38 protein-coding genes and 1 riboswitch are annotated in these 22745 nt (G+C 66.3%); of the genes, 6 read left to right on the top strand and 32 right to left on the bottom strand.

Annotated elements, in window-relative coordinates; translation table 11 throughout:
• Positions 1–31 precede the first annotated feature (31 nt).
• From FSW06_RS14600 to mihF, 23 genes are all read right to left on the bottom strand, one after another.
• Complete coding sequence (locus FSW06_RS14600; RefSeq protein ID WP_158005211.1) at positions 32–178, bottom strand: hypothetical protein; 147 nt, start codon at positions 176–178, stop codon at positions 32–34.
• The gene (locus FSW06_RS14595) at positions 175–345 is read right to left on the bottom strand and encodes a hypothetical protein (RefSeq protein ID WP_010120177.1); all 171 of its coding nucleotides are present in this window, start codon (positions 343–345) and stop codon (positions 175–177) included. The genes FSW06_RS14600 and FSW06_RS14595 overlap by 4 nt, the downstream gene beginning before the upstream one ends.
• The gene (locus FSW06_RS12045) at positions 338–628 is read right to left on the bottom strand and encodes a hypothetical protein (RefSeq protein WP_010120178.1); all 291 of its coding nucleotides are present in this window, start codon (positions 626–628) and stop codon (positions 338–340) included. Before FSW06_RS12045 ends, FSW06_RS14595 begins: the two co-directional genes overlap by 8 nt.
• The gene (locus FSW06_RS12040) at positions 625–858 is read right to left on the bottom strand and encodes a hypothetical protein (RefSeq protein ID WP_010120179.1); all 234 of its coding nucleotides are present in this window, start codon (positions 856–858) and stop codon (positions 625–627) included. Before FSW06_RS12040 ends, FSW06_RS12045 begins: the two co-directional genes overlap by 4 nt.
• Positions 855–1220: a hypothetical protein gene (locus FSW06_RS12035; protein ID WP_010120180.1), complete on the bottom strand. Its 366-nt coding sequence runs from the start codon at positions 1218–1220 to the stop codon at positions 855–857. The genes FSW06_RS12040 and FSW06_RS12035 overlap by 4 nt, the downstream gene beginning before the upstream one ends.
• Positions 1220–1603: a RusA family crossover junction endodeoxyribonuclease gene (locus FSW06_RS14590; protein ID WP_238525951.1), complete on the bottom strand. Its 384-nt coding sequence runs from the start codon at positions 1601–1603 to the stop codon at positions 1220–1222. The genes FSW06_RS12035 and FSW06_RS14590 overlap by 1 nt, the downstream gene beginning before the upstream one ends.
• Before the next feature lie 11 nt (positions 1604–1614).
• Positions 1615–1866: a hypothetical protein gene (locus FSW06_RS14585; protein ID WP_158005212.1), complete on the bottom strand. Its 252-nt coding sequence runs from the start codon at positions 1864–1866 to the stop codon at positions 1615–1617.
• A gap of 246 nt (positions 1867–2112) precedes the next feature.
• Complete coding sequence (locus tag FSW06_RS12025; protein WP_010120184.1) at positions 2113–2640, bottom strand: hypothetical protein; 528 nt, start codon at positions 2638–2640, stop codon at positions 2113–2115.
• Positions 2637–3074, bottom strand: coding sequence for a dUTP diphosphatase (gene dut, locus FSW06_RS12020; protein ID WP_010120185.1), 438 nt, complete (start codon positions 3072–3074; stop codon positions 2637–2639). Before dut ends, FSW06_RS12025 begins: the two co-directional genes overlap by 4 nt.
• 104 nt (positions 3075–3178) lie before the next feature.
• On the bottom strand, positions 3179–3646 hold the full coding sequence (locus FSW06_RS12015) for a single-stranded DNA-binding protein (RefSeq protein ID WP_010120186.1): 468 nt from the start codon (positions 3644–3646) through the stop codon (positions 3179–3181).
• 1 nt (position 3647) lies between these two features.
• Positions 3648–4145 (bottom strand): hypothetical protein, encoded by a 498-nt coding sequence (locus FSW06_RS12010; protein WP_010120187.1) that lies wholly within the window; start codon positions 4143–4145, stop codon positions 3648–3650.
• Positions 4142–5107, bottom strand: a complete 966-nt coding sequence (locus FSW06_RS12005) for a hypothetical protein (protein ID WP_139024454.1) — start codon at positions 5105–5107, stop codon at positions 4142–4144. The genes FSW06_RS12010 and FSW06_RS12005 overlap by 4 nt, the downstream gene beginning before the upstream one ends.
• Positions 5079–5768: a GIY-YIG nuclease family protein gene (locus FSW06_RS12000; RefSeq protein ID WP_010120189.1), complete on the bottom strand. Its 690-nt coding sequence runs from the start codon at positions 5766–5768 to the stop codon at positions 5079–5081. The genes FSW06_RS12005 and FSW06_RS12000 overlap by 29 nt, the downstream gene beginning before the upstream one ends.
• On the bottom strand, positions 5765–6073 hold the full coding sequence (locus FSW06_RS11995) for an HNH endonuclease (protein WP_010120190.1): 309 nt from the start codon (positions 6071–6073) through the stop codon (positions 5765–5767). Before FSW06_RS11995 ends, FSW06_RS12000 begins: the two co-directional genes overlap by 4 nt.
• The gene (locus FSW06_RS11990) at positions 6070–6441 is read right to left on the bottom strand and encodes a hypothetical protein (RefSeq protein WP_010120191.1); all 372 of its coding nucleotides are present in this window, start codon (positions 6439–6441) and stop codon (positions 6070–6072) included. The genes FSW06_RS11995 and FSW06_RS11990 overlap by 4 nt, the downstream gene beginning before the upstream one ends.
• Entirely contained in the window at positions 6413–7462 is a 1050-nt protein-coding gene (locus tag FSW06_RS11985; protein WP_010120192.1) for an AAA family ATPase, read from the bottom strand. The genes FSW06_RS11990 and FSW06_RS11985 overlap by 29 nt, the downstream gene beginning before the upstream one ends.
• Positions 7459–7710 carry a hypothetical protein gene (locus tag FSW06_RS11980; RefSeq protein WP_010120193.1) on the bottom strand — a complete coding sequence of 84 codons (252 nt, stop codon included), beginning with the start codon at positions 7708–7710 and terminating at the stop codon, positions 7459–7461. Before FSW06_RS11980 ends, FSW06_RS11985 begins: the two co-directional genes overlap by 4 nt.
• The gene (locus tag FSW06_RS11975; RefSeq protein WP_010120194.1) at positions 7703–8236 is read right to left on the bottom strand and encodes a hypothetical protein; all 534 of its coding nucleotides are present in this window, start codon (positions 8234–8236) and stop codon (positions 7703–7705) included. Before FSW06_RS11975 ends, FSW06_RS11980 begins: the two co-directional genes overlap by 8 nt.
• Positions 8233–8532, bottom strand: coding sequence for a hypothetical protein (locus tag FSW06_RS11970; RefSeq protein WP_010120195.1), 300 nt, complete (start codon positions 8530–8532; stop codon positions 8233–8235). The genes FSW06_RS11975 and FSW06_RS11970 overlap by 4 nt, the downstream gene beginning before the upstream one ends.
• The gene (locus tag FSW06_RS11965) at positions 8529–8897 is read right to left on the bottom strand and encodes a hypothetical protein (protein ID WP_010120196.1); all 369 of its coding nucleotides are present in this window, start codon (positions 8895–8897) and stop codon (positions 8529–8531) included. Before FSW06_RS11965 ends, FSW06_RS11970 begins: the two co-directional genes overlap by 4 nt.
• Complete coding sequence (locus FSW06_RS11960) at positions 8894–9229, bottom strand: hypothetical protein (protein WP_010120197.1); 336 nt, start codon at positions 9227–9229, stop codon at positions 8894–8896. The genes FSW06_RS11965 and FSW06_RS11960 overlap by 4 nt, the downstream gene beginning before the upstream one ends.
• Positions 9226–9447: a hypothetical protein gene (locus tag FSW06_RS11955; protein WP_010120198.1), complete on the bottom strand. Its 222-nt coding sequence runs from the start codon at positions 9445–9447 to the stop codon at positions 9226–9228. The genes FSW06_RS11960 and FSW06_RS11955 overlap by 4 nt, the downstream gene beginning before the upstream one ends.
• A gap of 69 nt (positions 9448–9516) precedes the next feature.
• Positions 9517–9837: an integration host factor, actinobacterial type gene (gene mihF / locus FSW06_RS11950; RefSeq protein ID WP_010120199.1), complete on the bottom strand. Its 321-nt coding sequence runs from the start codon at positions 9835–9837 to the stop codon at positions 9517–9519.
• Between the two features lie 572 nt (positions 9838–10409).
• Here mihF and FSW06_RS11945 point away from each other — a divergent pair.
• A complete protein-coding gene (locus FSW06_RS11945; protein WP_139024455.1) occupies positions 10410–10901 on the top strand; it encodes a hypothetical protein in 492 nt (163 codons plus the stop codon).
• Here FSW06_RS11945 and FSW06_RS14580 read toward each other — a convergent pair.
• From FSW06_RS14580 to FSW06_RS11930, 4 genes are all read right to left on the bottom strand, one after another.
• On the bottom strand, positions 10876–11052 hold the full coding sequence (locus FSW06_RS14580; RefSeq protein ID WP_170233728.1) for a hypothetical protein: 177 nt from the start codon (positions 11050–11052) through the stop codon (positions 10876–10878). The genes FSW06_RS11945 and FSW06_RS14580 overlap by 26 nt on opposite strands.
• Positions 11053–11492: 440 nt before the next feature.
• Positions 11493–12326, bottom strand: a complete 834-nt coding sequence (locus tag FSW06_RS11940; RefSeq protein WP_010120201.1) for a BRO-N domain-containing protein — start codon at positions 12324–12326, stop codon at positions 11493–11495.
• Complete coding sequence (locus tag FSW06_RS11935) at positions 12323–12541, bottom strand: hypothetical protein (protein WP_010120202.1); 219 nt, start codon at positions 12539–12541, stop codon at positions 12323–12325. Before FSW06_RS11935 ends, FSW06_RS11940 begins: the two co-directional genes overlap by 4 nt.
• Before the next feature lie 30 nt (positions 12542–12571).
• Positions 12572–12799, bottom strand: coding sequence for a transcriptional regulator (locus tag FSW06_RS11930; protein ID WP_010120204.1), 228 nt, complete (start codon positions 12797–12799; stop codon positions 12572–12574).
• A gap of 156 nt (positions 12800–12955) precedes the next feature.
• Between FSW06_RS11930 and FSW06_RS11925 the strand changes: the two genes are divergently transcribed.
• The 4 genes from FSW06_RS11925 to FSW06_RS11910 all read left to right on the top strand — a co-directional run bounded on the left by FSW06_RS11925 (position 12956) and on the right by FSW06_RS11910 (position 16280).
• On the top strand, positions 12956–13495 hold the full coding sequence (locus FSW06_RS11925; protein ID WP_040430101.1) for a hypothetical protein: 540 nt from the start codon (positions 12956–12958) through the stop codon (positions 13493–13495).
• A gap of 13 nt (positions 13496–13508) precedes the next feature.
• The gene (locus FSW06_RS11920; protein ID WP_238525950.1) at positions 13509–13883 is read left to right on the top strand and encodes an ImmA/IrrE family metallo-endopeptidase; all 375 of its coding nucleotides are present in this window, start codon (positions 13509–13511) and stop codon (positions 13881–13883) included.
• The gene (locus FSW06_RS11915) at positions 13852–14865 is read left to right on the top strand and encodes a DUF3329 domain-containing protein (protein WP_010120208.1); all 1014 of its coding nucleotides are present in this window, start codon (positions 13852–13854) and stop codon (positions 14863–14865) included. The genes FSW06_RS11920 and FSW06_RS11915 overlap by 32 nt, the downstream gene beginning before the upstream one ends.
• 233 nt (positions 14866–15098) lie before the next feature.
• On the top strand, positions 15099–16280 hold the full coding sequence (locus tag FSW06_RS11910; RefSeq protein WP_158005213.1) for a tyrosine-type recombinase/integrase: 1182 nt from the start codon (positions 15099–15101) through the stop codon (positions 16278–16280).
• 30 nt (positions 16281–16310) lie between these two features.
• Here the strand turns inward: FSW06_RS11910 and FSW06_RS11905 are convergent, their stop codons facing one another.
• The 5 genes from FSW06_RS11905 to FSW06_RS11885 all read right to left on the bottom strand — a co-directional run bounded on the left by FSW06_RS11905 (position 16311) and on the right by FSW06_RS11885 (position 21804).
• Positions 16311–17519 carry an acyl-CoA dehydrogenase family protein gene (locus tag FSW06_RS11905; protein ID WP_010120212.1) on the bottom strand — a complete coding sequence of 403 codons (1209 nt, stop codon included), beginning with the start codon at positions 17517–17519 and terminating at the stop codon, positions 16311–16313.
• Between the two features lie 27 nt (positions 17520–17546).
• Complete coding sequence (locus FSW06_RS11900) at positions 17547–18959, bottom strand: acyl-CoA dehydrogenase family protein (RefSeq protein ID WP_010120214.1); 1413 nt, start codon at positions 18957–18959, stop codon at positions 17547–17549.
• Between the two features lie 163 nt (positions 18960–19122).
• Positions 19123–20736: a lysine--tRNA ligase gene (lysS, locus tag FSW06_RS11895; RefSeq protein WP_010120215.1), complete on the bottom strand. Its 1614-nt coding sequence runs from the start codon at positions 20734–20736 to the stop codon at positions 19123–19125.
• 124 nt (positions 20737–20860) lie between these two features.
• A complete protein-coding gene (locus FSW06_RS11890; RefSeq protein ID WP_010120217.1) occupies positions 20861–21391 on the bottom strand; it encodes a hypothetical protein in 531 nt (176 codons plus the stop codon).
• Complete coding sequence (locus tag FSW06_RS11885; protein WP_010120218.1) at positions 21391–21804, bottom strand: hypothetical protein; 414 nt, start codon at positions 21802–21804, stop codon at positions 21391–21393. The genes FSW06_RS11890 and FSW06_RS11885 overlap by 1 nt, the downstream gene beginning before the upstream one ends.
• Before the next feature lie 13 nt (positions 21805–21817).
• Positions 21818–21980, bottom strand: a riboswitch (SAM riboswitch).
• Between the two features lie 108 nt (positions 21981–22088).
• Between FSW06_RS11885 and FSW06_RS11880 the strand changes: the two genes are divergently transcribed.
• On the top strand, positions 22089–22745 hold the full coding sequence (locus FSW06_RS11880) for a HEAT repeat domain-containing protein (RefSeq protein ID WP_010120219.1): 657 nt from the start codon (positions 22089–22091) through the stop codon (positions 22743–22745).

Below are 22745 nucleotides of genomic sequence, written 5' to 3'. Positions count from 1 at the left end.
TTTCGGTTGTGTCCGGTGAGCCAGCGGGTGCTCATGCTGTCTCCTCGCAGTCGGGGCAGTGGTAGCCCTCCCACGGGTCGCCGGCCATTTCCATGCCGCAGGTGTCGCAGGCGGGCGCGGTCTCATCGCACCGTTTGCAGTGGCAGGTGCGGGGCTCGCCCGGCTCGGGGATTCTCATGCGGGCCTCGCTTCCACCGCGTCAGCGGCGTCGAGGTAGCCGCCGTAGCCGATGCCGAGCGTGTCGATGGCCTTGTGGATCGCGCCCTCACTCGTCGCGGCGGGGACGGTGACCGTCAGGGTCACCTCCCAGTCCCGGAGGGCACCGTCGTGGTAGCGGTCAGGCATGGTTCACCCACCCGCCATCCATCGGGGACACGTCGCCTTGCATGCCGAGGGTGAGGATCAGGCGGTCCAGATCATCGACCTGCATGGTGGGGCGCTTTCCGGAGACGATCGACTGGACCTTGGATTCGGTGAGGCGGGTCTGTGCGGCGACGATCTGCACCCCCGGCCCAACGTGGGCGCCGGAGCAGTGCCCCTCCCCCATGCGGATCTCCCGGTCCACCATGCGGCGGATCCGGTCACGGACCGGGTCGGGGATGTGCACGAAGTCCATCGGGGTGCTCATGCGGCACCACCGTCCGCGAGCCACTGGTCGAGGTCATGCTTCGACCGGGTGCCGATCTTCGGCACAGGGCCGGGCGTCGTCCGGTCCGGGACGCTCGTGGCGAGGTTCTTCCCCCGGGCACGACACGGCAGGCACAGGTCACCCTGGTCCGCCGGGTAGGTGGTCGACGTCTTCCGGCCGCACCTGGTGCAGGTGATGTTGCGGCGCGGGCGGCTGATCTTCCTGCTCATGCTTCACCCCGCAGCATGTCGAGGATCGACAGGGCCGCGGCCAGCTGCGCGGGCGGCAGCAGTGGGACCGGGGTGGCGGCGAGGTCGTCGAGGGCGGCGTCGAACGCGAGGAACGCATCCGGGTCCGACTCCTCGGCCGGCTCCGGGTCCGGGTCGGGCTGCAGGCGGTTGATCTCCATCTCGATGAAGTGGATGGCCTTGCGGAGGTCTTCGATCCGGCCGTCGACCGTGTCGGACTTGTTCCGGCCGTCGAGGCGGGAAGAGCAGGCGAGGTGCTGCACGGCCTGGGCCGAGGCGGGGGTGAGGTGCAGGCTGATGTCAGCGACCTGCACGTTGTCGGGGAAATCGTAGTAGGCGGGCATTAGATGGTCCTTTCGATCGTGATGTGCGCGCCCGGGGTCTCCCCCGGTTCGGCGCGTCGCTTGTGGATGTGCCAGGTGTTGATCTGGGCGTCGTCGTGGAACACCTCGGCAGCCGTGAGCGCATCGCCCACGGCGCGGGCTGTCTTGTCAGCGTCCGGGGCGCTGGTGTGCGGTGGGGCGGGTTTGTCCTTCAGGGCTTTCGCCCGGGGGAACACGAAGACAGCAGTGACGGTGACCGGCCCGTCGAGCGGGGGGCCGTCGTGCGCGGCCCTAGCAGCCGCTGTGACGGCCTTTCGCCAGCCGGGTAGGTACTTGGATGCTTCGATGCTTCTGCCGCGCCCTACGGGTCTTTTCGAGCCTTGTGGTCGTGGGGTTCCCTCCACGAAGAAGTGAGTCACAGGGGTATCTCCATCTGGCCGGTGAGTGACCAGTCGTCGAGGGTGGGGTCTAGGAGGGCGGCGATGGTGCGGCCCTGGTCGGTGAGCACCCAGCGCCAATGGCCGTCGCACGTGGTCTCGGTGCAGACGTGGCCGGGCTTGTCGTGGCAGGCGGGCAGCACCAGTCCCTTGTCGACGAGGTCGCGGGCGAGCCACGGGCGATCTGTCGTGCCCGTGCGGGCGATCTCCAGCAGGCAACGACGATCCATCGGCAACAGCACCAGGTCAGTCACCGAGCATCACCACCGCCGTGTGCAGGAACCTCCGCCACCTGGGTGGGATCGGCATTCCGGTGCACATCCCGGCGAGGAGGTGTGGTTTCACCCCGAGCCTGCGGCATGCTTCCGGCACACCCAGGCGACTCGTGATCCAGAACGCGTCCTGCCTCGCCTGCTCCTGCGACCGGGCGGGCATCGGGTACTCATGCAGCGCACGCTGTTGCTGTCCAGCCGTGCTCATGCCGGGATCCGGTAGTAGTCGCGGTTGAAGACCCCCAGTCGGCAGCAGATCAGGTCGATCTCCTGCGGTGTTGTCTGCGGTGCCGCACCCCTGTCATGCCGACTGACACTCATCAGGGTTTTGATGCGGGCCAGGGGCAGGCCGGTGATGTCCGCGACCGGTTCGACCGGGGCGCGGTCCGCTTCCAGGAGTGATGCGTTCCTGATCTCGCGGGGCAGGGAGGGGAACATGCGGCGTTGCGTGTCCTTCGCCACCGCCCACATCGCGTCCAGCAGCCATGCGGGTACCGGCCGGGGGTCCACATCGGGCTCCGGCAGACCGTGTGTGCGGCACCAGAGTTTCTGCAGGCGGCGAGTGGTCTCCGGGGAGCACTGCTTCCGGCCGGTGAGAGTGTTGCTGATCGTGCCCTCGCGGACATCGCAGGCGGCGGCGATCTGCTTGCCCTGCCAGCCTTCGTCTTTCAGGTGTCGGACGATGGTGGGGCCGTCGGCGCCGGCAATGTCCCAGGGGTCTGTGGCGGTCATGCCGACACCCCCGTTGACCCGAAGCCGTTGACGCCGCGGCTGGTGCGGTCCGGGAGGGCGTCGCCGATGTCGAGGACACTGTGCGGCACCTGCTTAATGACCAACTGCGCGATCCTGTCGCCCTCCTCCCACGCCCACGGGGTTTCGGGGTCGAGGTTGATGGCGATGACGCAGATCTCGCCGTGATAGCCCGCATCGATGGTGCCGGGACTGTTGAGGACTGTGATGCCGTGGTGGAGTGCGAGGCCGGATCGGGGTCGGACCTGTGCTTCCCACCCGTGCGGGAGCGCGAGTTTCAGGCCGGTGGGGATCAGCGCCCGGCGCCCGGGTTCGAGCACTCCGGCTTCCGCAGCGCGGAGGTCGATTCCGGCGTCACCGGGGTGTGCCTTGTCGGGTCGGAGGTGGGGTTGGGTGATGGTTGCGGGGATTCGCATGGCGGTGTTCCTTTCCTGGGTGGCCGTAACGGCCCCCAGGAGGGCCGCACAGCGACGTTGGGGGGTTGGGTGAGGGATTGTGTAGGAGAGGGTGGATCAGGGCGTCAGAACGGCGGCTCCGGCTCGGCGCCCGGGAAACCACCCGACTGCGGCGCCGAGTTCCACGCGTCCGACTGCTGCTGGGACTGACCGCCGAAGTTCCCGCCGCCCTGCTGCGACCTCGGCACCGGCAGCGACACCCTCGCAAACCCGATGTCCCAGGTCTCCTTCGGCCCGTTCTGCGACTGCCAGATGAAGTGCTCCATCTCGCCGGTCACGTTCACCCGATCCGTGCCGCCCATCAACGCGGCGTACACGTCCTGCGCGGCGTAGCCATGGACCCGACACCGGACGAACTTCGTCGGACCGTTCTCCCACTGCTGGTTCTGGTCCTTCCGCGACGAGGACTCCATCACGGTGAACTCGGCGTACTGATTCCCGGACGACTTCGCGGTCTTCATGACCACCGGTTGACCGGCATTCTGCCCCTGCTTCGGGACAAATACCTTCACGTTCTCGAGCTCTGCACGCATGTCAGGCCCCTTCCTGCCGGGAATCTCCCGGCTCTAGTTGATTTGCTTCTGCGATCTTCCGGGCGCGTGCCCTGGCCTCGACCTCACGAATGAACTTGCGGGCACCCTCCGGCGTCCCTCCCGGGCCGATCGCCACCTGCCCCGTGGTGCCCTCCTGCAAGGATTCGTGGGCGCCGTAGGCGGAGCCGAACTTCGCCGCCAATCTCTGGCGCCGGAAGTCGTTGAGGTGGTCACGCTGCTCCGGGATCGTCTCCCAGTGCGCCACGACCAACTTCGCGGTGACGATGATGTCGTGCGGGGTTGGCGGGTCGGAGTGCGTGGAGGCCCAAGCGGTGACCGCCTCACGCCACGCGGTGGCGGGGTACACGCACTTCGACCGTTCAAGCGCCCGCGCCCACGACTCGGTGATGCTGTCATCGGGTTTCCGGCCGTTGCTGTAGGTGTTGCGCACCTCGATGAGGATCATCGACGCGATGTCCGTCCAGGTGAATGAACTCATGCGCCGATCTCCCTTTCGATGCTGATATCCACGATCTCCGCGTCAACGACGCCGCCCTGGGGCGGGGAGCCCCAGTCGAGTCCGAGTTCCGCTGCCGCTTCGGGGGACATCCCCCATGCGGCCGGCGTGTTGTCGGACGGTTCATGCCGGGGGGTTACCTCGTGGTCGGTCTCTTCGACGGTTTCCCACTTTCGGCGTTTCAGCCATCGCTCCGCGTCGAGGATGAAGTTCGCGTCGGAGGCGCCGGGGTTGGCCGCGAATCGGGCGGTGAGGTCCAGGAGCGTGTCTGGGTCAATGTCCTTCACGGCCTTCTGCCATTCGGTGTAGGCCTCGGACATGGAGCCGTTCTTGTGCTTGGGGTAGGTGCGCCACCAGTCCTTGAATGGGGTGGGGTACTCGTAGCGGCCGTTGGCCTTCTTCAGCTTCGAGAGGGCGGGGAATTGGTCTGGCTCTCGCGCCGGCCGGCGCGGAGCGTCGGGGGGCGAAGTAGTTCCCCTTCCGTTTCCATTTCCCCTTCCATTTCCATTTCCGTCTATGCAGTTTCCTTGCAGGCGCTCTGAACTTCCTTGCTCATGCTCTGAAGTTCCTTGCTGGCCGTGGAATCTTTCGTCTGCCTGCGCGTTCGGGTCGTCGTAGTGAGGGTTCTTGTCTTTCGCCCTTCGCTGCGTCTTCTGATGTGAGTCCCAGGTAAGGATCTGGTAATAGGCCCTCCGGTTGACCCGGTAGAACCGCACTCCGTACGCGTCCGCAACTTCCTTGCAGAGGCTATGAACTTCCTTGCAGAGGTAAGGATCTTCCTCGGGAAAGGCGAACGCCCGGAGCCCGAGAAGGTTCGTCTCGCCCACCCCGTAGTCGTCCGCCCAGCACCACATGGCGATGAAGAACAGGCGCGCCTCCATCGACGCACTCTCAGTGTCGGGAGAAGTGAAGAACTCAGGCTTGATTGTCCGAATCTTCCCCACCAGCCACACCTCCCGACGCCCTTCGCGGCCTCTTGTCAGGGTTGTGGACCGTGTTGTACGGCGGACGGAACATCCCGATCAGGTACTCCTCCGCAGCTTCGACAGCGTCCCGCGTAGGGAACCAGATCCGCTCGAAGAATGCCGCCTTCTCGAACCACGGCTTGTCGGCCTGATGTTGAGTCCATCGGGTCGGAGCGTTGACGCTGATGCCGATGTAGATGATCTCCTGCCGGGAATCCCGAATGACGTACAGCCATTGGCCCTCGTCAGGGATGATTGACCCGACACGATGTGGCGCGGTAGCACCTCGGAACTTCCAGGTTGTCACCGGTTCCAGGATCTCCGGCCGGCAGATGAGGTGGTAGTCGAGTGCGACCCCTCCACACCCCATACTGACCACAACTTGCTCGTTCCCTACAGAGTCAACCGTGAATCCGTCGATCTCCATGATGAAGCTCTCGAAGGCGACAAACGATCCGAGCGTGAGACCCATCCTCGCGCAGGTACCAGCAGGATCGATTGGCTCATCTGCCAGGTCGGCGGTCTCATCGCCTTCTTCAGTGACGGGCGCGAACTTGTCGAACCCCCATTCTCCTCCCGGAAGCTGGGAGTCCAGCTGGATCGGATCCGACGCTGCCGGGAAATTGATGATGCTGCTCATTCTTCCTCCTCCTCTCTCATGACTCCGCGGTAGAACGCCGGCGGGAACACCGGGGTGTTGAACGACTTGACCAGCAGGCCAGCCCGGTACGCCCACCGCGGGTGAGCATGAATCCACGAGTGACAGGACGCGCAGATGGCGACCAGGTTGTCGGTCGTGTGCTCCCCGCCCTGCTTCCGCAACTGACGGTGATGCAGCTGCTCCGGTGCCCCGGTGCACACGCTCGGGATAAGGGCTTCACACCACCCATCGGCCCGGTCGATGACCGCTTCCGCGACCTCCGGGGGCATGCGCTTCTTGCTCATCGCTCCCCCGTCCCCGCCGTGGCATACGCCTGCATCAGAGACTTCAGGATCGACTGAGCACCACTGCTCCGGGTCTCCAGCATCTTCATCGTCCGCTTCGCATCCGCGAACGCCAGTGACGCCACATCCCGGGCATCCCGCTCATCAGATGTCGCCAGCTCCACCTGCGCGTCCCGATCCGCGACGGTCTTCCCGTCAGCGGCAAGCTGCGCTGCGGCGCGGGCACGGTCGTAGGCGCGCTGTGCGTCCACCGCCCGCTTCTCCGCATCAGACACGATGCGGATACCCCGGGCGAGATCCTGGCCGAACTTCCACACCGCGCCCTCCGCTTCGACGGGGTTAAGCGGATGCCGATCCGGCGCCGTCATCGGTCACCACCTCCGCATCCACCGTCTCCGGATCAGACTCCTCACGACGCTCCGCACGATCAGCGTTCACCGCCAGTTCCTTCCCGATCTCCACCCACTGGTCGTAGACACCGAGCCGCTTAGCCTCGCCCTGCATGGCGAGGAGTTCCTCACGGTCAACAATGTCGCGGCACCGGTCCAGGAACCCCTCAGCGGCCTGCCGTGCTGCCTGACGCTGCGCCTGAGAGTGGTGCGGCGTCCCATCCGGCGACGGACGGACGTACGTGCTCGCGCCGGCCGACCCGTCCGTCACACCCATCTGCTCGAGCAGATCAGTGACCTTGAACTCCGGGCCGATCTTCAACTCCCCACCCGGCGGCAACTGCATCCGCGTGGACGCGATCTTCGTCAGCATCCAATCCCGCGGTGCCCGCGCCTGGCAGATCACCGTCGCCTGGTACGGCAGGTTCTTCTCCGCTCGGATCTTCCACACGTGCTCCCCGGTCGGCTTACCGCCCTCCACCACCGACACGTTGTCGAGGCGGGCGGTGAGGATCACCGGGCCGGGGAAGGACCGCAGGGCGCCGAGGAAGTCCGCGAGGGCATCCTTCGCCTGATTCCACAGGTCCATCGTGATCTGCGCGTCCCCGCCGTTGCCCCGGTTCTTCCGGCGCGCCCGGTCGTTCGCCATGTGCTGGGCGACATCTGACAGGAGGGTCCACACTTCGGTGACTGAGTCCACGATCAGCATGTTCGCCTTGCCCGGCGCGGGCGACCGCTGTGCGGCCCACCTGGCGGCGCCGAGGATCTGACCCCAGGTGCCGTCGTGCTCAATGACCTCGTAGTCGGCACCGGGGACAGTGCCGTACTCGTCAGCCATGCGCTCCCCCACCTCGAGGAAGAACGCCCGGTCGATGAACTCCGCGCCGGTGGCTTCCGCTGCGGCCCAGGTTTTCCCTGAGCCCTCGACTCCAGCGAGGATGATGATGGGCCAGGACACCTGACCAGTCGGCCGGCGGGTCTGGTACTGGGGCTGGTTCACAGCGGGCCTCCTTCCTCATTCTCGATCTCCGTGAGGATCAGTGCCCGACCATCCGGGTGATTCTTCGCCTGCTGGACCGCCCACACGACCGCCGGGAACCCCATCGACAGGAGCGCCTGGTTCTTCGTGTCGGCCTTGCACACAGCCCGGATCAGGGCATCCACGAATCCGCCCGGGGTGTGCGCGCCCTCCGTGCCCGGCCAGAAGAAGCCGAGGACCTGGCGCATCTTGTTCGAGTTCTCACTCATCGTCGCTCCCCTCAGACAGTGCAAGCTGCGGCGTCCCCGCCACCAACTCCGCCGCCGCATCCTTCCCCGCCTGCGCCGGACGAATCGACAACACCGGCTTACCCACCGACACCTCAACCCCCGGCACCGAATCACCCTTCTCCGCAGCACGGAGATACTCCGCCTCAACCTGCGGCGACAGAGCAGCCTCCACCAACTCCGGCGCATGCTCCTCCAACACCGCCAGAGCAGCATCCATGTCCGTGACCCGCAGGCCGATCTTGTCCGGCGCCTCGCCGGCGACATGGCCCATCAATGCGGCCTTGTCCGTCACCCGTGCCTTCGGCTTCGGGTCGGAGTACGACACCGTGCCGAGGGACTGGTCACCAGATCGGGCGGTGACCTTGTCGCCCCGGTCCATGTCCTCCACCATCGATGCCCGGTCAGCATCGTGGATCTCCTTCAGCCGCTTCATCACGGCTGACTGCATCACCAGGCGCTGTGCCTGGCTGTTGCGCTGCGCGAGCAGTTCCTTCATCGTGGTCATGCTTCTACCTCCTCGAGGTGTGTGGTGATTCGTGCGAGGGCGTCCTTCACATGCATCTGCGTCATGCGGACCTCACCCCGGCACGCTGTCTTGTCTGCGGCAGCGAAGAACCGCCACAGGTCCGCTTCCTTCGCCGTCTGCCGGGCAGCCTTGATGGCGAACTCCGCGATGTTCCGCGACTTCGGCCGGGCGTCCGGCAGGTGGGACAACTGTTCGAGGTTCGCCATGCGGCGGCTCGCGTTGACGAGGTACAGGCCGATCTCCCGGGCGACGCCGACCCGGTAGTCCGCGGTCACTGGTCGGCCTCCGGGGTTTTCAGGTGCAGCAGGTCGCGCTGGCGCTGCTCCATCCAACGGAGCTTGTTCTTCACCGACGAGGCGGACCGGCCGACCCGATCCCCCGCCTCCTTGGGCGTCACACCGGAGTTCACCCAGCGCTGCACCTGAAGCGCCTCACGCTTCGTCCACGGCTTGCAGCGGGGCTCCTCCTCCGGCAGGCTGTCGATGTCCTCGAGCGGCTCCTCCGGGGCGTCCGGGGTGTTGATGCCGGACCACGGAAGCCCGGCGCCGGGCACCAGGCGGTGGGTCTGCTGCTGGCCCGTCAGTGCGGTGAGGACCTCCACAGCCTCCTCGACAGTGTCAGCGGTGATCGTGATGCTCATGCGTTGTGCTCCTTGACGGTGTGGATGGCGAAAGCGATGACAGCGACGACTGCCACGCCAGTGAGGCCCAGGCCGAGGTGCGCGGCCTGGGAGATGATCAGTGCGATGACGAGGGCGACGACGGCGAGAGCGCCGACGATCAGCAGCACCGCCTCGAAGGGGAACGATCCGGGCGCGGCGTCACGCTGGGGGTCGAGGTGTCCGATGCAGCCATCCCGGTACGGGGTGTGGCGGGGGTCCGCGGACCGCTCCCCCATGCAGCCGGACACGCGGCGGTGCCTGCCGGTAGGGTGGTTGGTCTTGCTGCGCTGGTAGTCGGTGACGTCGCTCATGCCGCCTCCTCCTCGTGCACTTCGAGCATGTGGGCGGCCTCCGTACGGGACAGCCCGGCCAGCGTCAGCGCCGCCTTCGTCTGCACCCTCGGGGGTTTCTTCGAGCACGGCAGGTCGAAATCGTCAGCAGCGATCTGGCGGTGCATCGTGCGGGCGGGACGGCACAGCAGCACGGCCGCTTCCTGCACGGTGAGCATTGTCGGTAGTGTCGAGGTCATGGCCTCTCCTTTCGTGGTTGGGTCAGGCGCCCCGGTCGGATTGGTAGTTCTCCGGGGCGTCGTCATGTGTCAGGCGAACCGGTCGATGAGCGCGGCCCGCTGGCGGACACCAAGCCCGCCGACACGCCGGTTCGCAGGGATCCGCAACTCCTCCATCACGGCATTCGCGGTGACGTTCCCGACCTTCGGCAGGGCCATAAGGACTGCCTTGACCTTCGTCATCGTCGCGGCCTTCGACCCCTCATCAGCGAGGTGGAAGACATCGGCGAGGGTTAAGTTCCCGGCGGAGAGCTGCTCCTTCATGTAGGCACGGGCCTTGCGGACCTTTGCTGCCCTCTCAAGCGCGGCGTCGCGCTGCTCCGGGGTGAGCTTCGGCGGTGTTTTCGGCATGGTGACCTCCTGGTCGTTGTGTGGTTTGGGTGGGGTCGGGGGCGAATATCTGTTGCCCGCAATCGGGGTGAGAACCCCGACCCCTGGTGCCCGACGCCGGCATCGAACCGGCTCCCCTGCGAGGCGTTACAACCTATCCACCAAAAATCGGTGTCGGAACTCGCGGGGACTCCTGTGGTCGGGCGGTGTAGGGGTGGATGCAGCAGACCCCTCAGCCAGAAAGCAGAAAGGCGTCCTGGGGGCCGCTTCAGAGGGAGAGTCGAGTCAGGACCTCGTACACACCCACCCCAGGGGTCCGTGACCATCACGACCGGACCCCTGGTGCCCTACCCCGGTCACGAACCGGAACCGGACCTAGCCCGGCAGTAGGACATGTTGGTCATGGTTGAATGAGTTCCATGGCAAACCCCGCTGAACTCCTTCACGATCTCTTCGTCTCCTGGAACAACGACAAGCAGTCCGCCCAGGCGGCCCGTAATGACGCAGCCTTGCTTCCCGCTCACCGGCGGGCTGTTCGGTACCTTGACAGCATCGACGAGCTTCTAGACGTCGCAGAAGCAGCCGGAAAGCGGGTGAAGAACTACCGGACCTACTTCCCTCTATGGACGCGGACGGTGTTCAACTTCCCCAACAGCTGGCAGGGGACTAGCAGCGGCGGCATCAACGTTGAGCAGATCCGGCACCTCGAGAACCTCATCGACCTGCTGGATGACTTCGTGGAGCGCATCGATCCGGCGAAGTTCGAGGCACTGTCCACGTACCTCACCTTGGTTGAGAAGACCCTTGACGAGGACGAGTCACTACCTGATTCCGTGAAGCGGTCTGCCCGGGCGATGATCACCCACCTGCGCGGGTGCATGGAGGACTTCGCCATCGTCGGCGACTTCGATTTCGAGAAGGCACTCGAGCGGCTCATCGGCGTGCTCGCGCAAGTTGGACTACGCAGCGAGAAGAAGGACGAGTGGTCGAAAGTGATGGGCCTGTTCGTTTTCCCCTACATGGTGAACAACCTGCCGGCCATATCCGACGGGGTGAGCGTCATCTCAAAGATGATCTCCGGGTAGTTGCCGATTCGATTGCCTGGTCGAGCGCCTGGTCGATGACAACGCCGGAGGGGACACCGGTGAGGATTTTTTCCTTCATCCGGGACAAGACCCAGTTCACGGCGGCGCATTCCGTCAACGTCATCTCTATAGGGACGAGTCGGTCGTCCATATGACACCTCCTGTGGTAAATGCTTGGTGTTTGGCACCCTGATTGGTGCCCGTGCCCTGCCCCGTCCATGACGACGGCGGTCGACTACTCGACAGCAGGGCTGAAATTTGTATCCGCGCCGTTCTCTACCTCCGGGCACCCTGCTAGGGGCTACCCAAGTTCCAACGTCCGCACTGGTCACAGGTCATCGCGATCTACTCCCCCGCCCCGGTCTCCCGGCGCAGGTTTTTCCGACGATTGACACGCTCGCTGCCCTGGTGCGACAGATACCTGTCCGGCGCTATGCACTATTGAGTTCTCGAAATATCCAGGTCAGGCATGGTTCCCTGCCGGTTTCCCGGCGGATCCCACGACAACCGCGTGCGCACTCGCCCCACGACGGCGACGGTCGAACCGGTGCGCGGCCCGTGCCCCTTCCCCAGGGCACGGACATGGTGGGGCTACGCCCCGAGTTCTTTCAGGTCTTCGTTGGTGATCAGCACCAGTCCAGTGCTGTGCTCATTGGGGGTCAGCCCCTCCTTGATCAGCGCGTCCCGGAAGGCGATCTCAGCGTCCGGCTTCACGCGGGTCTGCAGCCGCTGCTTGCCGCCGTAGTTCCCCTCACCGTGTTGGTAGAGGATCCCGTTGGCCTTCCGCAGCGGGGCCATGTGGTTCGGCCCTTCCTTCACCGTCCCGTCGTCCCGCTTCCGCCAGCCGCGCTCGTCCTTCATCCAGTGCTTGTCATAAAGGTGCTGGAAGAACGCCATCTTCGGGACGCTGGTGAAGTACTTGCCGCGGAAGTCGGAGAGCTTCAGTCCGTCGCCGGCCTCGGTCGCTCGCTTCCACTTGTCGAGGGCGACGTTCTTCCGCTCGACCTGCACCCGGCGCGCCCGTTCGTCCTTCAGGTCGGTGGCGAGGCGGATGATCGTGTCCGGGTCGGTGAGGACCTGCTCGATCTTCTGCTCGGTGAGGTACCCGCCGTGCTTCCGGATCGCGGGGAGGACTTCGCGGGTGACCCAGCGGCGGAACTCCACGGCCTCCGGCTTGTCGCTACGAAGGATGACCTCGTACATGCCGGCCTCATCCACGACGGTGGTCTGCTGCTGCCGACCGAGGGAATCGGTGACCGGAATCTGAGTCCGGGCATCCTCGTCGATCCGGGCGGCGACCTTGTGTGGGCTCCCGAGGTTCAGGACGGTGCAGAGGTCGTTGAGCACGAACCGTGGCTCGCCATCCTCGGCGGTGAGCACTCGGACCTGGCGACCATGGAAGTCGAACGGGGTGATCGCGCTCATGCCGTCACCTGCTCGCGGTCGCGGATCTCGGCGGTGATGGCCTCAGCCCTCGCCACAAGATCCTCACGGAGGAGCATCATGGCTTCCTTCACGGCCGGGTCGTCAGTCTCGACGGCCATGACACCGGCGCGGATCGCGGCCTCGTAGTGGCCAGCGGACCGGCCGTAGTCGTAGTCGGATGCGGTATACTGCTGGGTGTTGGCTCCGGGGTGCATCCGGGGCCTCCTTTCATGTGTGGGGTGGGTCTAAGCGGCGGCCAGAAGGTCGCTCTCGGTGCTCTTGACAAGAACTCGATCCGGGCGGGCGCCCAGTTCCGCGAGGGCGTCAAGCACCTGCGGGGTGGGTCGGCGGGTCTTGATCGCCTTGTTCCACGTGTTTCGGGAAACCCCAGTGCGGGCCGCCAGGTCCACTGCGGATCGCAGGTGGTTCGCCCGCTTCACGCGGTCGAGTTCATCAAGACTGATAAGAAACATTGTCTCCGTGTCCTCTCTGTCTCGGTGACTGACAATAGATTAGGTCACTCGAAGACAAATGACAAGTTTCAATGTCTTGCCATGACGAGCATTTCTGACACCGTGCAGGTAGATGCCGCCTTGCTGACAAGAAAGTTGTGCAGTATGATGAAGTTCATGACCACTCCAGCAGAGATCAAGACATGGTTTTCTTCCCGCCTCGGCAGGCGCGTGACCGCCACCGACATAGCCGAGGCACTCAGCGTGTCGAGGAACACTGCGAACTCACGCCTGAGCGACGGACTCGACGCAGGCGACACCATCACCGTCTCCAGGCACTTCGGAATCAACCCCGTGGAAGCACTCGTGGAGCTCGGTCACCTCACCTACGAAGACGCGTTCTCCTTCGTGGACAGCGACGGGACCATGCTCACCACCGCCACCCAGGAGCAGCTCATTCGCCAGCTCGCCGAGGACTCGCTGTCCCTCTCAGACAGGATCGAGATAGGTGCTGCGGCTAAGGCCCTGGCAGACCGACGAGACGAGCTCGCCGCCCGACGCGCCGAGAAATCGCACGACCGGGTGCCCCCGCGTCCGACCCCTGAGCATGATGGGACCGTCCGCGACTTCGACCGGGAGCCAGGCACGTACGCCGCGGACAGCAGCATCAACGAAGGCGCCGCGAGAGAGGAGCGGGGTGAGGACCCCATCGACTGACACGCTGATCGACGTGGCTGTCACCCACGGCCTCTACGTCGACTGGCACCGAGGAGGACCGAAAGCCGCGTGGCTACCGCCAGACACGATCACCCTCCAGTACGGGATGGGCGACGCCGACACTCTGTGCGCGCTCGCCCACGAGTTCGGCCACTTCGTCCATGGAGACCATTGCGGACACTCCCCCAGGGCAGAGGCACGAGCCGACCGCTACGCCGCCGACATCCTGATCGACCCGAACGCATACGAGCTCACGGAACGCACCTACGGACCACACCCCACACGCATCGCCGCCGAACTCGGCGTCACCACCCACATACTCGCCATCTGGCGAGAACTACACGACAAGGATCGCCATGCAGATCTCAAACTACGACTCGGCCTATGACCCGATCTTCGACCAGGAAGTCGATCACGAGTCCCGCTACTTCGACACCATCCGCGAACTCGCGGAAGACAACTTCGCCGCCCCGGGCGATGAGTTCACCGTAGACGCGACCCTCATGCCAGTCACCGACTACTACGGCGACGCACGCGCCATCGCTATCCAGGTCGACTTCTCGACCGTGGGAACCCTTCCCGACGAAGACGTAGACGCCTGGTGGCGGCTCGCCGTCGCCGCCCACGACGCAGGCGACGAACTCGAAGTCGAGGCGAGACTATGGACCTGCCCAGACTGGGAGAAGAAATTCTACGCCTCCGTCCGACTCGCCCTCCCGACCGCAGAAGACGGTATGGGCCAGGTCGGAGACGACATCACCGCAACGAACCTCGCCGCCGTCGACGGATTCACAAACCCCCTGGAAGAGTACTGGGACCCGAAGTGGCGCAAGGCACATGGAATGACCGACGCCGAGTACAAGGACCGGGCCGACGAAGTTCATCGGAAGGCAGAAGCGTACCGAACCGAACAGGGCCAGGAGCACGCCACGACATCCTCCGCCCCCGCTAACCCCTACACATCCCCCGTCAAGCGTCCCGAAGTCGCCCCGGTTCAGGCCGACTGGACGCACCTCCTCACCCCCGACGCCAGCCCCAGGGCAAACCTGTTCCAGCGTGGCTATGCCCGTGGCGTCGCAGGTAAGGCTCTGGGCAATGTGAGAGCACCACGCATCGACTACGCCACCGTCCAGCAGTGCCGCAACATCGTCTCCACCTTCGGCGGAGATGTCACCGAGGTCGACAAGCGCGGAAGCTCACTGTTGAAAGCTCTGTGGTGGGTGCTTCTCATCCTCCTCGGCATCTGGGCGTTGATCGGGCTCGCGACAGCACCGGTCGGTCTGGTGCTAACCGCCCTGATCGTGTGGCCTTTCGCCCACCACTACTGGACCAGGCGGAAGCTCACCGCCCCGTTCGGCGCACAGAAATAGCCCGAGTCGCACGAAAGCCACCCACCGCCATGGACTCACCACCGCCCCGATGGCTCGTGATGCTGCTCAGCATCATCGCCACCATCGCAGCCATCCCCGCCGGCATCATCGCCGCCCTCACGATCATCAGCATCATCCTGCGCCTCTAAAGCGCACGAAAGCGGCCCCCGTCACCGGGAAGGGTGGCGGGGGCCAGAATGTCCACCGAGATTGACAGACAAGGAGATCATACCGTGAGCATCCAACGACGACCGAAGAAGGGGAAGCCCCCGGAGGGGACGCCAGTGAAGTGGATCGTCCGGTACCGGGACCCCTCCGGGCGCGAGCACTCCAAGACCTTCACCCGGGAGAAGGACGCGAAAGCCCACGACGACGAGCAGGCGCGCCTCCTGCGCCGCGCCGAGTGGGTCGACGCGGACAACGCACCGCGCCTCGACGCAGTGTGGCCACTGTGGGAGGCGGCAGCGACGAGCCCCGGGACGAAGGCGGTGCGCGTCACCGTCGGCGCGAACCTCGGCGACCTCGGTGCCACACCGATCACCAAGATCCTGCCCTCCCAGCTGAGGGCGTGGCAGATCCAACTGCGTGACGGGCGCCGGTGGGTGGACGGCTGCACCGGCCTGTCGGTGAACACTCGTCGGTCGTGGTGGGCCCAGCTGTCCGGATGCCTGTCCATGGCCGTCGCCGACGGCATGATGCTGACGAACCCGTGCTCGAAGGTCCCAGGCCCGGGCCGGGCGGAGCCGGTCGACCCCCGGACGCTGCCGTCCATCGAGGAGATCGGGGCGGCGGTAACACGGGCGGAGAAGACAGGGCGTGGCACCCTGGCGATGATGATCCTCCTGGGAGTGTCGACCGGCCTGCGGCCCAGTGAAGTCGCGGGACTGCGGTGGCGAAACGTCGACGTGAAGGCACGGACAGTCCATGTCGTAGAGCGGTCGCGAGCGGTATCCGGGAAGCCGACCGACTGGGGACCACCGAAGACGCCGGCGTCCCGGCGAGTGGTGCCGGTGCCCCCGGAGATGATGAAGCGGCTTGTCGCCTACCGGCTGTCGCACCCGACGGACGCTGACCGGGAGCCGATCTTCCTCCGGCGAACCGGGGGACTGTGGTCCTCGGGTGACATCGCCAGTGCCATGAGCGCTCTGCTCGGCGAGGATGCCGACTGGACCTTCCACGCCTTGCGGCATGTCTATGCCTCATCGCTGATCCGTCAGGGTCGGGGTGTGAAGGCGGTGCAGAAGATGATGGGGCACAAGAATGCGGCGACGACTCTGGATACCTACGCGCACATGTGGCCGGACGAGGATGAGATGGTGCGGGATGCTGCGCAGGCGCTGGTGCGGGATGTGTGCGGGATGGCCCCCGTCGTCGGGGCTCCCGAAGACGAGAATGGCGGCACCGGGTCGGTGTGACCTGGTGCCGCTGTTACCTACTCTGACCTGCTACTTCAGGTCCTTGGAGGACAGGCCGAGCTCGCGACGGGCGACGACCAGCAGCTGGATCTGCTGGGTGCCCTCGAAGATGTCGAGGATCTTCGAGTCGCGGGCCCACTTCTCCAGCAGGGAACGCTCGGAGTAGCCGTAGGTGCCGGCGAGCTCGACGGCCCGCAGGGTCAGCTCGGTCGCCATGCGGCCGGCCTTCGCCTTGCACTCGGAGGCTTCCTTGTTGTTCGGCTGCTTGTTGTCGGCCATCCAGGCGGCCTTCAGGGTCAGCAGGTAGGCGGCTTCCCAGTCGGCCTCGAGGCGGACGTACTCGGAGGCGGCGGCGGACTGGTTCCAGGCCGGGGCATCGTAGTCGATGTCCACGCCGGCCTCGGTGAGGATCTCACGCAGCTTCTCGAGGGCTGCGCGGGAGACGCCGAGGGCGAAGCCGGCGACCAGCGGGCGGGTGTTGTCGAACGTCGCCATGGCGCCGCCGAAGGACTTTTTCGTGTCGATCTCGGGGGAACCGAGCAGCGCGGACTTCGGGACGCGGACGTTGTCCAGGATGAAGTGGGCGGTGTCCGAGGAACGGATACCGAGCTTGTGCTCCAGGCGGACGAGGTCGAAACCGGGGGTGTCGCGCGGGACCAGGAAGGACTTGATGGCCGCGCGGCCGGCGGACTTGTCCAGGGTGGCCCACACGACGACGTGGGAGCAGCGCTCACCGGCGGTGACGAAGATCTTCTCGCCGTTGAGGACGTACTCGTCACCGTCGAGCTTGGCGGTGGTGGCGACGGCGGCCGAGTCGGAACCGAACTGCGGCTCGGTGATGGCCATTGCGGCCCACACCTTGCCGAATTCCTTCAGCTGCTCGTCGGTGGCGACGGCGGCGACCGCCGCGTTACCGAGGCCCTGGTACGGCAGGGACAGGGTCAGTCCCACATCGCCCCAGGAGGTCTCGATGACGTTGATGAGGGAGGCCATGTTGCCGCCGTTGCGGACACCGCCGTCGCTCTTCTTCTTGTCGCCGCGGCCGCCGGACGCGCCGGCCATGTCGCCGCCGCCGTCGGTCATGCCCTCGACGAGGGCGGCCATCGTGTCGAGCTCGACCGGGCGCTCGTGCTCGGCGAGATCGTACTTACGGGAAATGGGTCGGAAGATCTCCGCTGCGGCCTGGTGCGCCTGGTTGGCGGTCGCCCGCAGCTTCTTCGGGAGTTCGAGGTTGATCATGTCAATGCTCCTTCGAGTGGTTGCGGACTAGAGAACGACAACGCCCTCGGCGACACCGATGGCACGCAGGTCGCGGTACCACCGCTCGACCGGGTGCTCCTTGGTGAAGCCGTGGCCGCCGAGCAGCTGGACGCCGTCGGAACCGATCTGCATGCCCTTCTCGGAGGCGAAGCGGCGGGCGAGCCCGGCCTCACGGTTGTAGGACCGGCCCTGGTCGAGGCGGGAGACGCCGCGCAGGGTGATCAGACGCAGACCGTCGAGCTCGATGCGGATGTTCGAGACCATGAAGGCCACGCCCTGGCGGTTGGCGATCGGCTCACCGAAGGCCTGGCGCTCCTTGACGTAGGGCTTGACGTACTCGAGCACGGCCTCGGCGGTACCGCAGGCGAGTGCGGCCCAGCCGAGACGGGCGCGGCGGATGATCTCCGCGTAGGACTCGGTACGGGTCTCGGAATCGACGTCGGCGCCACCGAGCAGGTTGGTGGCGGGAACCTTGACGTCCTTGAGCAGGACGCGGCCCAGGCCGGCGGCGCGGACACCCATGGACGGGTCCGCCTCGACGACGACGCCCTCGGTGGAGGACTCGACGATGACGAAGGTGTTCACACCGTCGAGGTCGACGGCGATGACGAACAGCTCGGCGGAGCCGGCGTTCGGGACCTGGGTCTTCACACCGTTGATGACGAGGTTGTCACCCTCGCGGGTGGCGGTGGTCTGCAGCACGAACGGGTCGAACAGCGGACGGTCCTCGGAGACGATGACCGCGGAGACCGGGACGTTGCCGCCGGCGAACTCCGGCAGGTAGGTCTTCTGCTGGGCGTCGTCACCGTAGTTGGTGATGGTGTTCGCCACGCCGGCCGGCGCGAGGATCGCGAGGGCCTGGCCCATGTCACCGAAGGCCAGGGCCTCGGCGACGAGGGCGCCGGTGGTCGCGGAGGACTCGGCAGCGAGACCCTCGTACTCCTCCGGGATGCTGATCAGCGAGATGCCGAGCTCGGCGGCGTTGTCGAGAACCTCCTGGGAGGTCTCGGCGGCCTCGTTGGCGTCGTGCGCGACGGGGCGGAGCTGCTCCTCGGCGAACTCGCGGACCGCGGAGACGAGCATCTCCTGGTCCTCGGACGGGGTGAGGTCGAACAGCACCTTGGCGGGCTTGGCGGCCGCGGCGTCCCCCTCGGCACCGTCGGTGGCCTGGTTCTCGAGGCGGACCGGCTTGCCGGACCCCTTGACCTTCTTGAACTGACGGTTCAGCGCACCCAGGGTGCGCATTCCGGTTTTCGTGGACTCGTACGCCACGCGGTCGACCTTCTCGCTGAGGCCGTACTTCGCGGCGAGATCGGAGCCGGTGAAGCGGGACAGGACTCGCATGACCGTGCCGGTGGCATCACGCTTGATGGTGTTCAGGCCGGGGGTGGAGTCATTCCGCTTGCTTCGGTCGCTCATGGTGGGCAGCTACCTTTCGCTGTACTCGGACAGATACGGACGGATAATGATGATTCCATCATAACCATTGTCCATGACCGTCGTCACATTTCCGGCGAAGATATCCCCTACCCCACACCGCCACCCCCGTCGGCGGTGTGCCCCGACAGTGCAGGAGTGACCCTCAGCGCTCCGGCTTCACCATCGGGAACAGCACGGTCTCCCGGATGCCGAGCCCGGTGAGGGCCATGAGCAGCCGGTCGATGCCCATGCCGTTGCCGGAGGTCGGGGGCATGCCCTGCTCCATCGCGGCGAGGAAGTCCTCGTCGAGCACCATGGCCTCGTCATCGCCGTCGGCGGCCAGCCGGGCCTGGTCCTCGAAGCGCTCGCGCTGGATGACCGGGTCGACGAGCTCGGAGTAGCCGGTGGCCAGCTCGAAACCGCGGACGTAGAGGTCCCACTTCTCGGTCACGCCGGGCTTGGAACGGTGCTGGCGGGTCAGCGGGGAGGTCTCGACGGGGAAGTCCCGGACGAAGACCGGTCCGTAGAGCTGGTCCTCGCAGAGGAACTCCCAGATCTCCTCGACGAGCTTGCCGTGGCCCCAGCCGCCCTTCTCCGGGACGGCGAGACCGATGAGGTCGGCGATCTTCTTCAGGTCCTCGACCGAGGTCTCCACGGTCACCTCGGGCACGATGGTCTGCTCCGGGAACTTGCGGCCGAGCGCCTCGTTGAGCGAGGGGTACATCTCCATGACACGCCACTCACCGCCGAAGTCGTACTCGGTGCCGTCGACGAGGGTGACCGTCGTGGAGCCGAAGACCTCCACGGCGATCTCCTGGATGATGTCGTGGATGAGCTTCGCGCCCGTGTCGTAGGTGCCGTAGGCCTGGTAGGTCTCCAGCATGGCGAATTCCGGGGAGTGGGAGGAGTCCACGCCCTCGTTACGGAAGTTGCGGTTGACCTCGAAGACCTTCTCGATGCCGCCGACGACCGCGCGCTTGAGGTACAGCTCGGGGGCGATACGCAGGTAGAGGTCGATGTCGAGGGCGTTGGAGTGGGTCTCGAACGGCCGTGCCGCGGCGCCGCCGTGCAGCGTCTGCAGCATGGGGGTCTCGATCTCGAGGAAGCCGCGGCGCTCCAGGGCGTTGCGCAGGGCGCGCATGACCTTGATGCGGGTCAGTGCGTTGGTGCGGGCCTGCTCCCGGACGATGAGGTCGGTGTAGCGGTGACGGATCCGCGAGTCCTCGCTCATGTCCTTGTGCGCGACCGGCAGCGGACGCAGCGACTTGGACGCCATGGCCCAGGAGTCCGCCATGACGGACAGCTCACCGCGGCGCGAGGCCACGACGCGACCGTGGACGGAGACGATGTCACCGAGGTCGACATCGGCCTTCCAGGCTGCCAGGGCGTCCTCCCCCACTTCGGCAAGCGAGAGCATCGCCTGCATCTGGGTCCCGTCGCCCTCCTGGAGGGTGGCGAAGCAGAGCTTGCCGGTGTTGCGCACGAAGATGACGCGGCCGGCGACCCCCACCTCGTCGGTGGTCTCGTCACCCGGCGCGAGGTAGGTGACGCCCTCGGTCCGCTCTACCGCGGCGGCCTCGTCGGCGTCCTTGGGGAGGACCGCGTAGGACGCCTTGATCTCGCCCAGCGTGCGGGTCCGGGGGACCTCGACGGGGTACGGGTCCCGTCCCTCGGCCAGCAGCCGGTCACGCTTGCCACGGCGGACCTTGAGCTGCTCGGGGAGGTCGTCGGCGGCGGGCTTCTGCTGGTTCTGGGGGGTCTTCTTCGCGTCACTCACGGTGTTCCAGCCTACTGCATGGCAGGTGGGGTGCAGGATCCAGTACGGACCTGCCCGGTTCCGGGTTTCCGCGGCTGTCGCCGGCACCGTTTCTACGGTGCCGGGGTCGGGGGCACCGGGGCCATCAGGGCCATGTCGGGCCGAGGTCCCCGGACTCGCGGATCCACTGCCGCCGGGAGAGCACCCGACCGTGACCGTAGTCCCGGGCCCACACTTCCTGGTCGGGCACGCCGTGGGGGCAGGGCGCACCGCCACCCCACGCAGGGCGGATGACCTTCAGGGTGCTGCTTGCCCGGTCACCATGGGCGACCTGACCGAATCCGCCGAGGATGTCGTACTTCGGAACGTAGAGGATCAGAGTTGTCGCGGCGATGTGGGCCACCCCGGCAGGGTCATGGTTCCAGGCCCTGCGGGTCCAGCCGTTGAAGATCACGTCGAACCATCCGTCGCCGACATTCTTCACCCGGACGGGCACACACTCCTCCGGATGCTCCCTGATGTAGCGGCAGCCGACTTTCCACGCCCACATCCAGTGGATGTCGTGGCCGGGGGCGTTCGAGGGGCACGGTGTCGCGGGAAGCTTCGGGGGTTCACCATCCGGCGCGTCCCGCATGCCCGTGTCCGCGTTGTGGTTGTCCGGATTTCCGGTGGTCATTACCGGGCACCTCCCACCATCACGGGACGCTGTGCCGGCAGGCACGCGGCGGGTTCGTCCCAGGCGGGGACGAGGACCGTGCCGGCGCGCTGCCCCGCGCCGGTCCAGCGGACCAGGGCGGCGAAGTCGGGGACGTACCAGACCTCGCCGAGCACCGAGTCGCGGGCGATGTCGGTGACGAGGTCGGGGTCGTGGTTCCAGCCGGTCCGGATGCTGCTGCCGTCGTCCGCGGCTGCGTCGGCCCCGTCGTACGCGTCGGCGATCCCGGCGGTGAACCAGCCCGCGCCGAGATCGGTGAGGACGGCAGGTCGGCAGCGGTCCGGGAAGTTCCGGGCGAAGTCGGTGATCTGCCGGGTCTGGAGGTAGTGGGCGCTGTGGCCCGGGAGATGGAGGGTGCAGTGCGTCGAACGCATGGTGCTCCTGGTGTTTCCGCAGTTTCCTCGCGGACGGTTGACCCGCGGGGCTGATCTCTCTCGGGGGCACCGATGTACGCGACACGGTTGCCAGTCACTGAATCCGTCCGGAGCCGGGCGATCTCCGCGGTGTCCGCCGGGGCGGGACCGTGGATCGCTCAGTGAGCTTCTTGATCAACGTCCACGACACTAGCACCGGATAGACCAAGCTGTCTAGTCGGGGGCAGGGAAATATCCCGGGCGCCCCTTGACCCTGACACGGTGACAGGGTCTTCACTGGGGTCATGAGCACGGACAGCACCCCGAACAACAATCGTCTGACCAGGTCATACACCGCCGAGGACGCGGACACCCGTCTGCGCGCCACCCTCGCCGCCGGTACGGACCCGCAGCCCGGCGACATCCCCGCACTCATCGCACAGTGCGCCGTCGAGCCCGACTTCTTCGTCCGTGACATGCTCACCTGGGCGCTCACCCGCCACCCCGTCGGGGCCACGCTCCCGCTGCTGCTCACGGAGCTGGACTCCCCGACCCCGCAGGCTGTCGCCCAGGCGCTCCACACGCTGTCGAAGATCGACGATGCGCGGGCCTACCTGCACATCACGGACGCCCACCTCACCGCCGGCGACGACGAGGTCGCCCGCACCGCCTGGCGTACCGCCGCCGGTCTCGCCGGACCCGGGGAGCGCACGGGACTCGCTGCCCGCCTGAGGCCGGAACTCGGCCGCGGCGACCGGGAGCTGCGCCGCAGCCTCACCCGCGCATTCCTGCAGCTCGGGGACGCCGCAGAACCGGTTCTCCGGGTTGTCGCCGCCCGTCCCGGTCCCGGACGTGCCCACGCCCTGACCACGCTGCTCCTGCTCGACGACCCGTCTCTCGGATTCGACGCCGCCGAAGCCGCCGCAGCCACGACATCCACCACAGCCGGCACCGGTCAGTAG

The organism is Corynebacterium nuruki S6-4 (assembly GCF_007970465.1).
Taxonomy (GTDB): domain Bacteria; phylum Actinomycetota; class Actinomycetes; order Mycobacteriales; family Mycobacteriaceae; genus Corynebacterium; species Corynebacterium nuruki.
The sequence above is the reverse complement of the archived record's forward strand: the minus strand, read 5'-3'. Positions and strand labels throughout refer to the sequence as shown.

What these genes read in the sequence shown, in the direction of transcription:
- FSW06_RS14580 (WP_170233728.1), bottom strand. Translation starts at nt 11,052, where the DNA reads ATGGACGACCGACTCGTCCCTATAGAGATGACGTTGACGGAATGCGCC.
- FSW06_RS14585 (WP_158005212.1), bottom strand. Translation starts at nt 1,866, where the DNA reads ATGGATCGTCGTTGCCTGCTGGAGATCGCCCGCACGGGCACGACAGAT.
- FSW06_RS12045 (WP_010120178.1), bottom strand. Translation starts at nt 628, where the DNA reads ATGAGCACCCCGATGGACTTCGTGCACATCCCCGACCCGGTCCGTGAC.
- FSW06_RS14595 (WP_010120177.1), bottom strand. Translation starts at nt 345, where the DNA reads ATGCCTGACCGCTACCACGACGGTGCCCTCCGGGACTGGGAGGTGACC.
- FSW06_RS11995 (WP_010120190.1), bottom strand. Translation starts at nt 6,073, where the DNA reads ATGAGCAAGAAGCGCATGCCCCCGGAGGTCGCGGAAGCGGTCATCGAC.
- FSW06_RS12000 (WP_010120189.1), bottom strand. Translation starts at nt 5,768, where the DNA reads ATGAGCAGCATCATCAATTTCCCGGCAGCGTCGGATCCGATCCAGCTG.
- FSW06_RS11965 (WP_010120196.1), bottom strand. Translation starts at nt 8,897, where the DNA reads ATGAGCATCACGATCACCGCTGACACTGTCGAGGAGGCTGTGGAGGTC.
- FSW06_RS11885 (WP_010120218.1), bottom strand. Translation starts at nt 21,804, where the DNA reads ATGCGTTCGACGCACTGCACCCTCCATCTCCCGGGCCACAGCGCCCAC.
- FSW06_RS11940 (WP_010120201.1), bottom strand. Translation starts at nt 12,326, where the DNA reads ATGAGCGCGATCACCCCGTTCGACTTCCATGGTCGCCAGGTCCGAGTG.
- FSW06_RS12010 (WP_010120187.1), bottom strand. Translation starts at nt 4,145, where the DNA reads ATGAGTTCATTCACCTGGACGGACATCGCGTCGATGATCCTCATCGAG.
- FSW06_RS12035 (WP_010120180.1), bottom strand. Translation starts at nt 1,220, where the DNA reads ATGCCCGCCTACTACGATTTCCCCGACAACGTGCAGGTCGCTGACATC.
- FSW06_RS12040 (WP_010120179.1), bottom strand. Translation starts at nt 858, where the DNA reads ATGAGCAGGAAGATCAGCCGCCCGCGCCGCAACATCACCTGCACCAGG.
- FSW06_RS12025 (WP_010120184.1), bottom strand. Translation starts at nt 2,640, where the DNA reads ATGACCGCCACAGACCCCTGGGACATTGCCGGCGCCGACGGCCCCACC.
- FSW06_RS11925 (WP_040430101.1), top strand. Translation starts at nt 12,956, where the DNA reads ATGACCACTCCAGCAGAGATCAAGACATGGTTTTCTTCCCGCCTCGGC.
- FSW06_RS14600 (WP_158005211.1), bottom strand. Translation starts at nt 178, where the DNA reads ATGAGAATCCCCGAGCCGGGCGAGCCCCGCACCTGCCACTGCAAACGG.
- dut (WP_010120185.1), bottom strand. Translation starts at nt 3,074, where the DNA reads ATGCGAATCCCCGCAACCATCACCCAACCCCACCTCCGACCCGACAAG.
- FSW06_RS11935 (WP_010120202.1), bottom strand. Translation starts at nt 12,541, where the DNA reads ATGCACCCCGGAGCCAACACCCAGCAGTATACCGCATCCGACTACGAC.
- FSW06_RS11905 (WP_010120212.1), bottom strand. Translation starts at nt 17,519, where the DNA reads ATGATCAACCTCGAACTCCCGAAGAAGCTGCGGGCGACCGCCAACCAG.
- FSW06_RS11930 (WP_010120204.1), bottom strand. Translation starts at nt 12,799, where the DNA reads ATGTTTCTTATCAGTCTTGATGAACTCGACCGCGTGAAGCGGGCGAAC.
- FSW06_RS11890 (WP_010120217.1), bottom strand. Translation starts at nt 21,391, where the DNA reads ATGACCACCGGAAATCCGGACAACCACAACGCGGACACGGGCATGCGG.
- FSW06_RS11955 (WP_010120198.1), bottom strand. Translation starts at nt 9,447, where the DNA reads ATGACCTCGACACTACCGACAATGCTCACCGTGCAGGAAGCGGCCGTG.
- mihF (WP_010120199.1), bottom strand. Translation starts at nt 9,837, where the DNA reads ATGCCGAAAACACCGCCGAAGCTCACCCCGGAGCAGCGCGACGCCGCG.
- FSW06_RS11975 (WP_010120194.1), bottom strand. Translation starts at nt 8,236, where the DNA reads ATGACCACGATGAAGGAACTGCTCGCGCAGCGCAACAGCCAGGCACAG.
- FSW06_RS11880 (WP_010120219.1), top strand. Translation starts at nt 22,089, where the DNA reads ATGAGCACGGACAGCACCCCGAACAACAATCGTCTGACCAGGTCATAC.
- FSW06_RS11990 (WP_010120191.1), bottom strand. Translation starts at nt 6,441, where the DNA reads ATGACGGCGCCGGATCGGCATCCGCTTAACCCCGTCGAAGCGGAGGGC.
- FSW06_RS11900 (WP_010120214.1), bottom strand. Translation starts at nt 18,959, where the DNA reads ATGAGCGACCGAAGCAAGCGGAATGACTCCACCCCCGGCCTGAACACC.
- FSW06_RS11960 (WP_010120197.1), bottom strand. Translation starts at nt 9,229, where the DNA reads ATGAGCGACGTCACCGACTACCAGCGCAGCAAGACCAACCACCCTACC.
- FSW06_RS12015 (WP_010120186.1), bottom strand. Translation starts at nt 3,646, where the DNA reads ATGCGTGCAGAGCTCGAGAACGTGAAGGTATTTGTCCCGAAGCAGGGG.
- FSW06_RS11980 (WP_010120193.1), bottom strand. Translation starts at nt 7,710, where the DNA reads ATGAGTGAGAACTCGAACAAGATGCGCCAGGTCCTCGGCTTCTTCTGG.
- FSW06_RS11915 (WP_010120208.1), top strand. Translation starts at nt 13,852, where the DNA reads ATGCAGATCTCAAACTACGACTCGGCCTATGACCCGATCTTCGACCAG.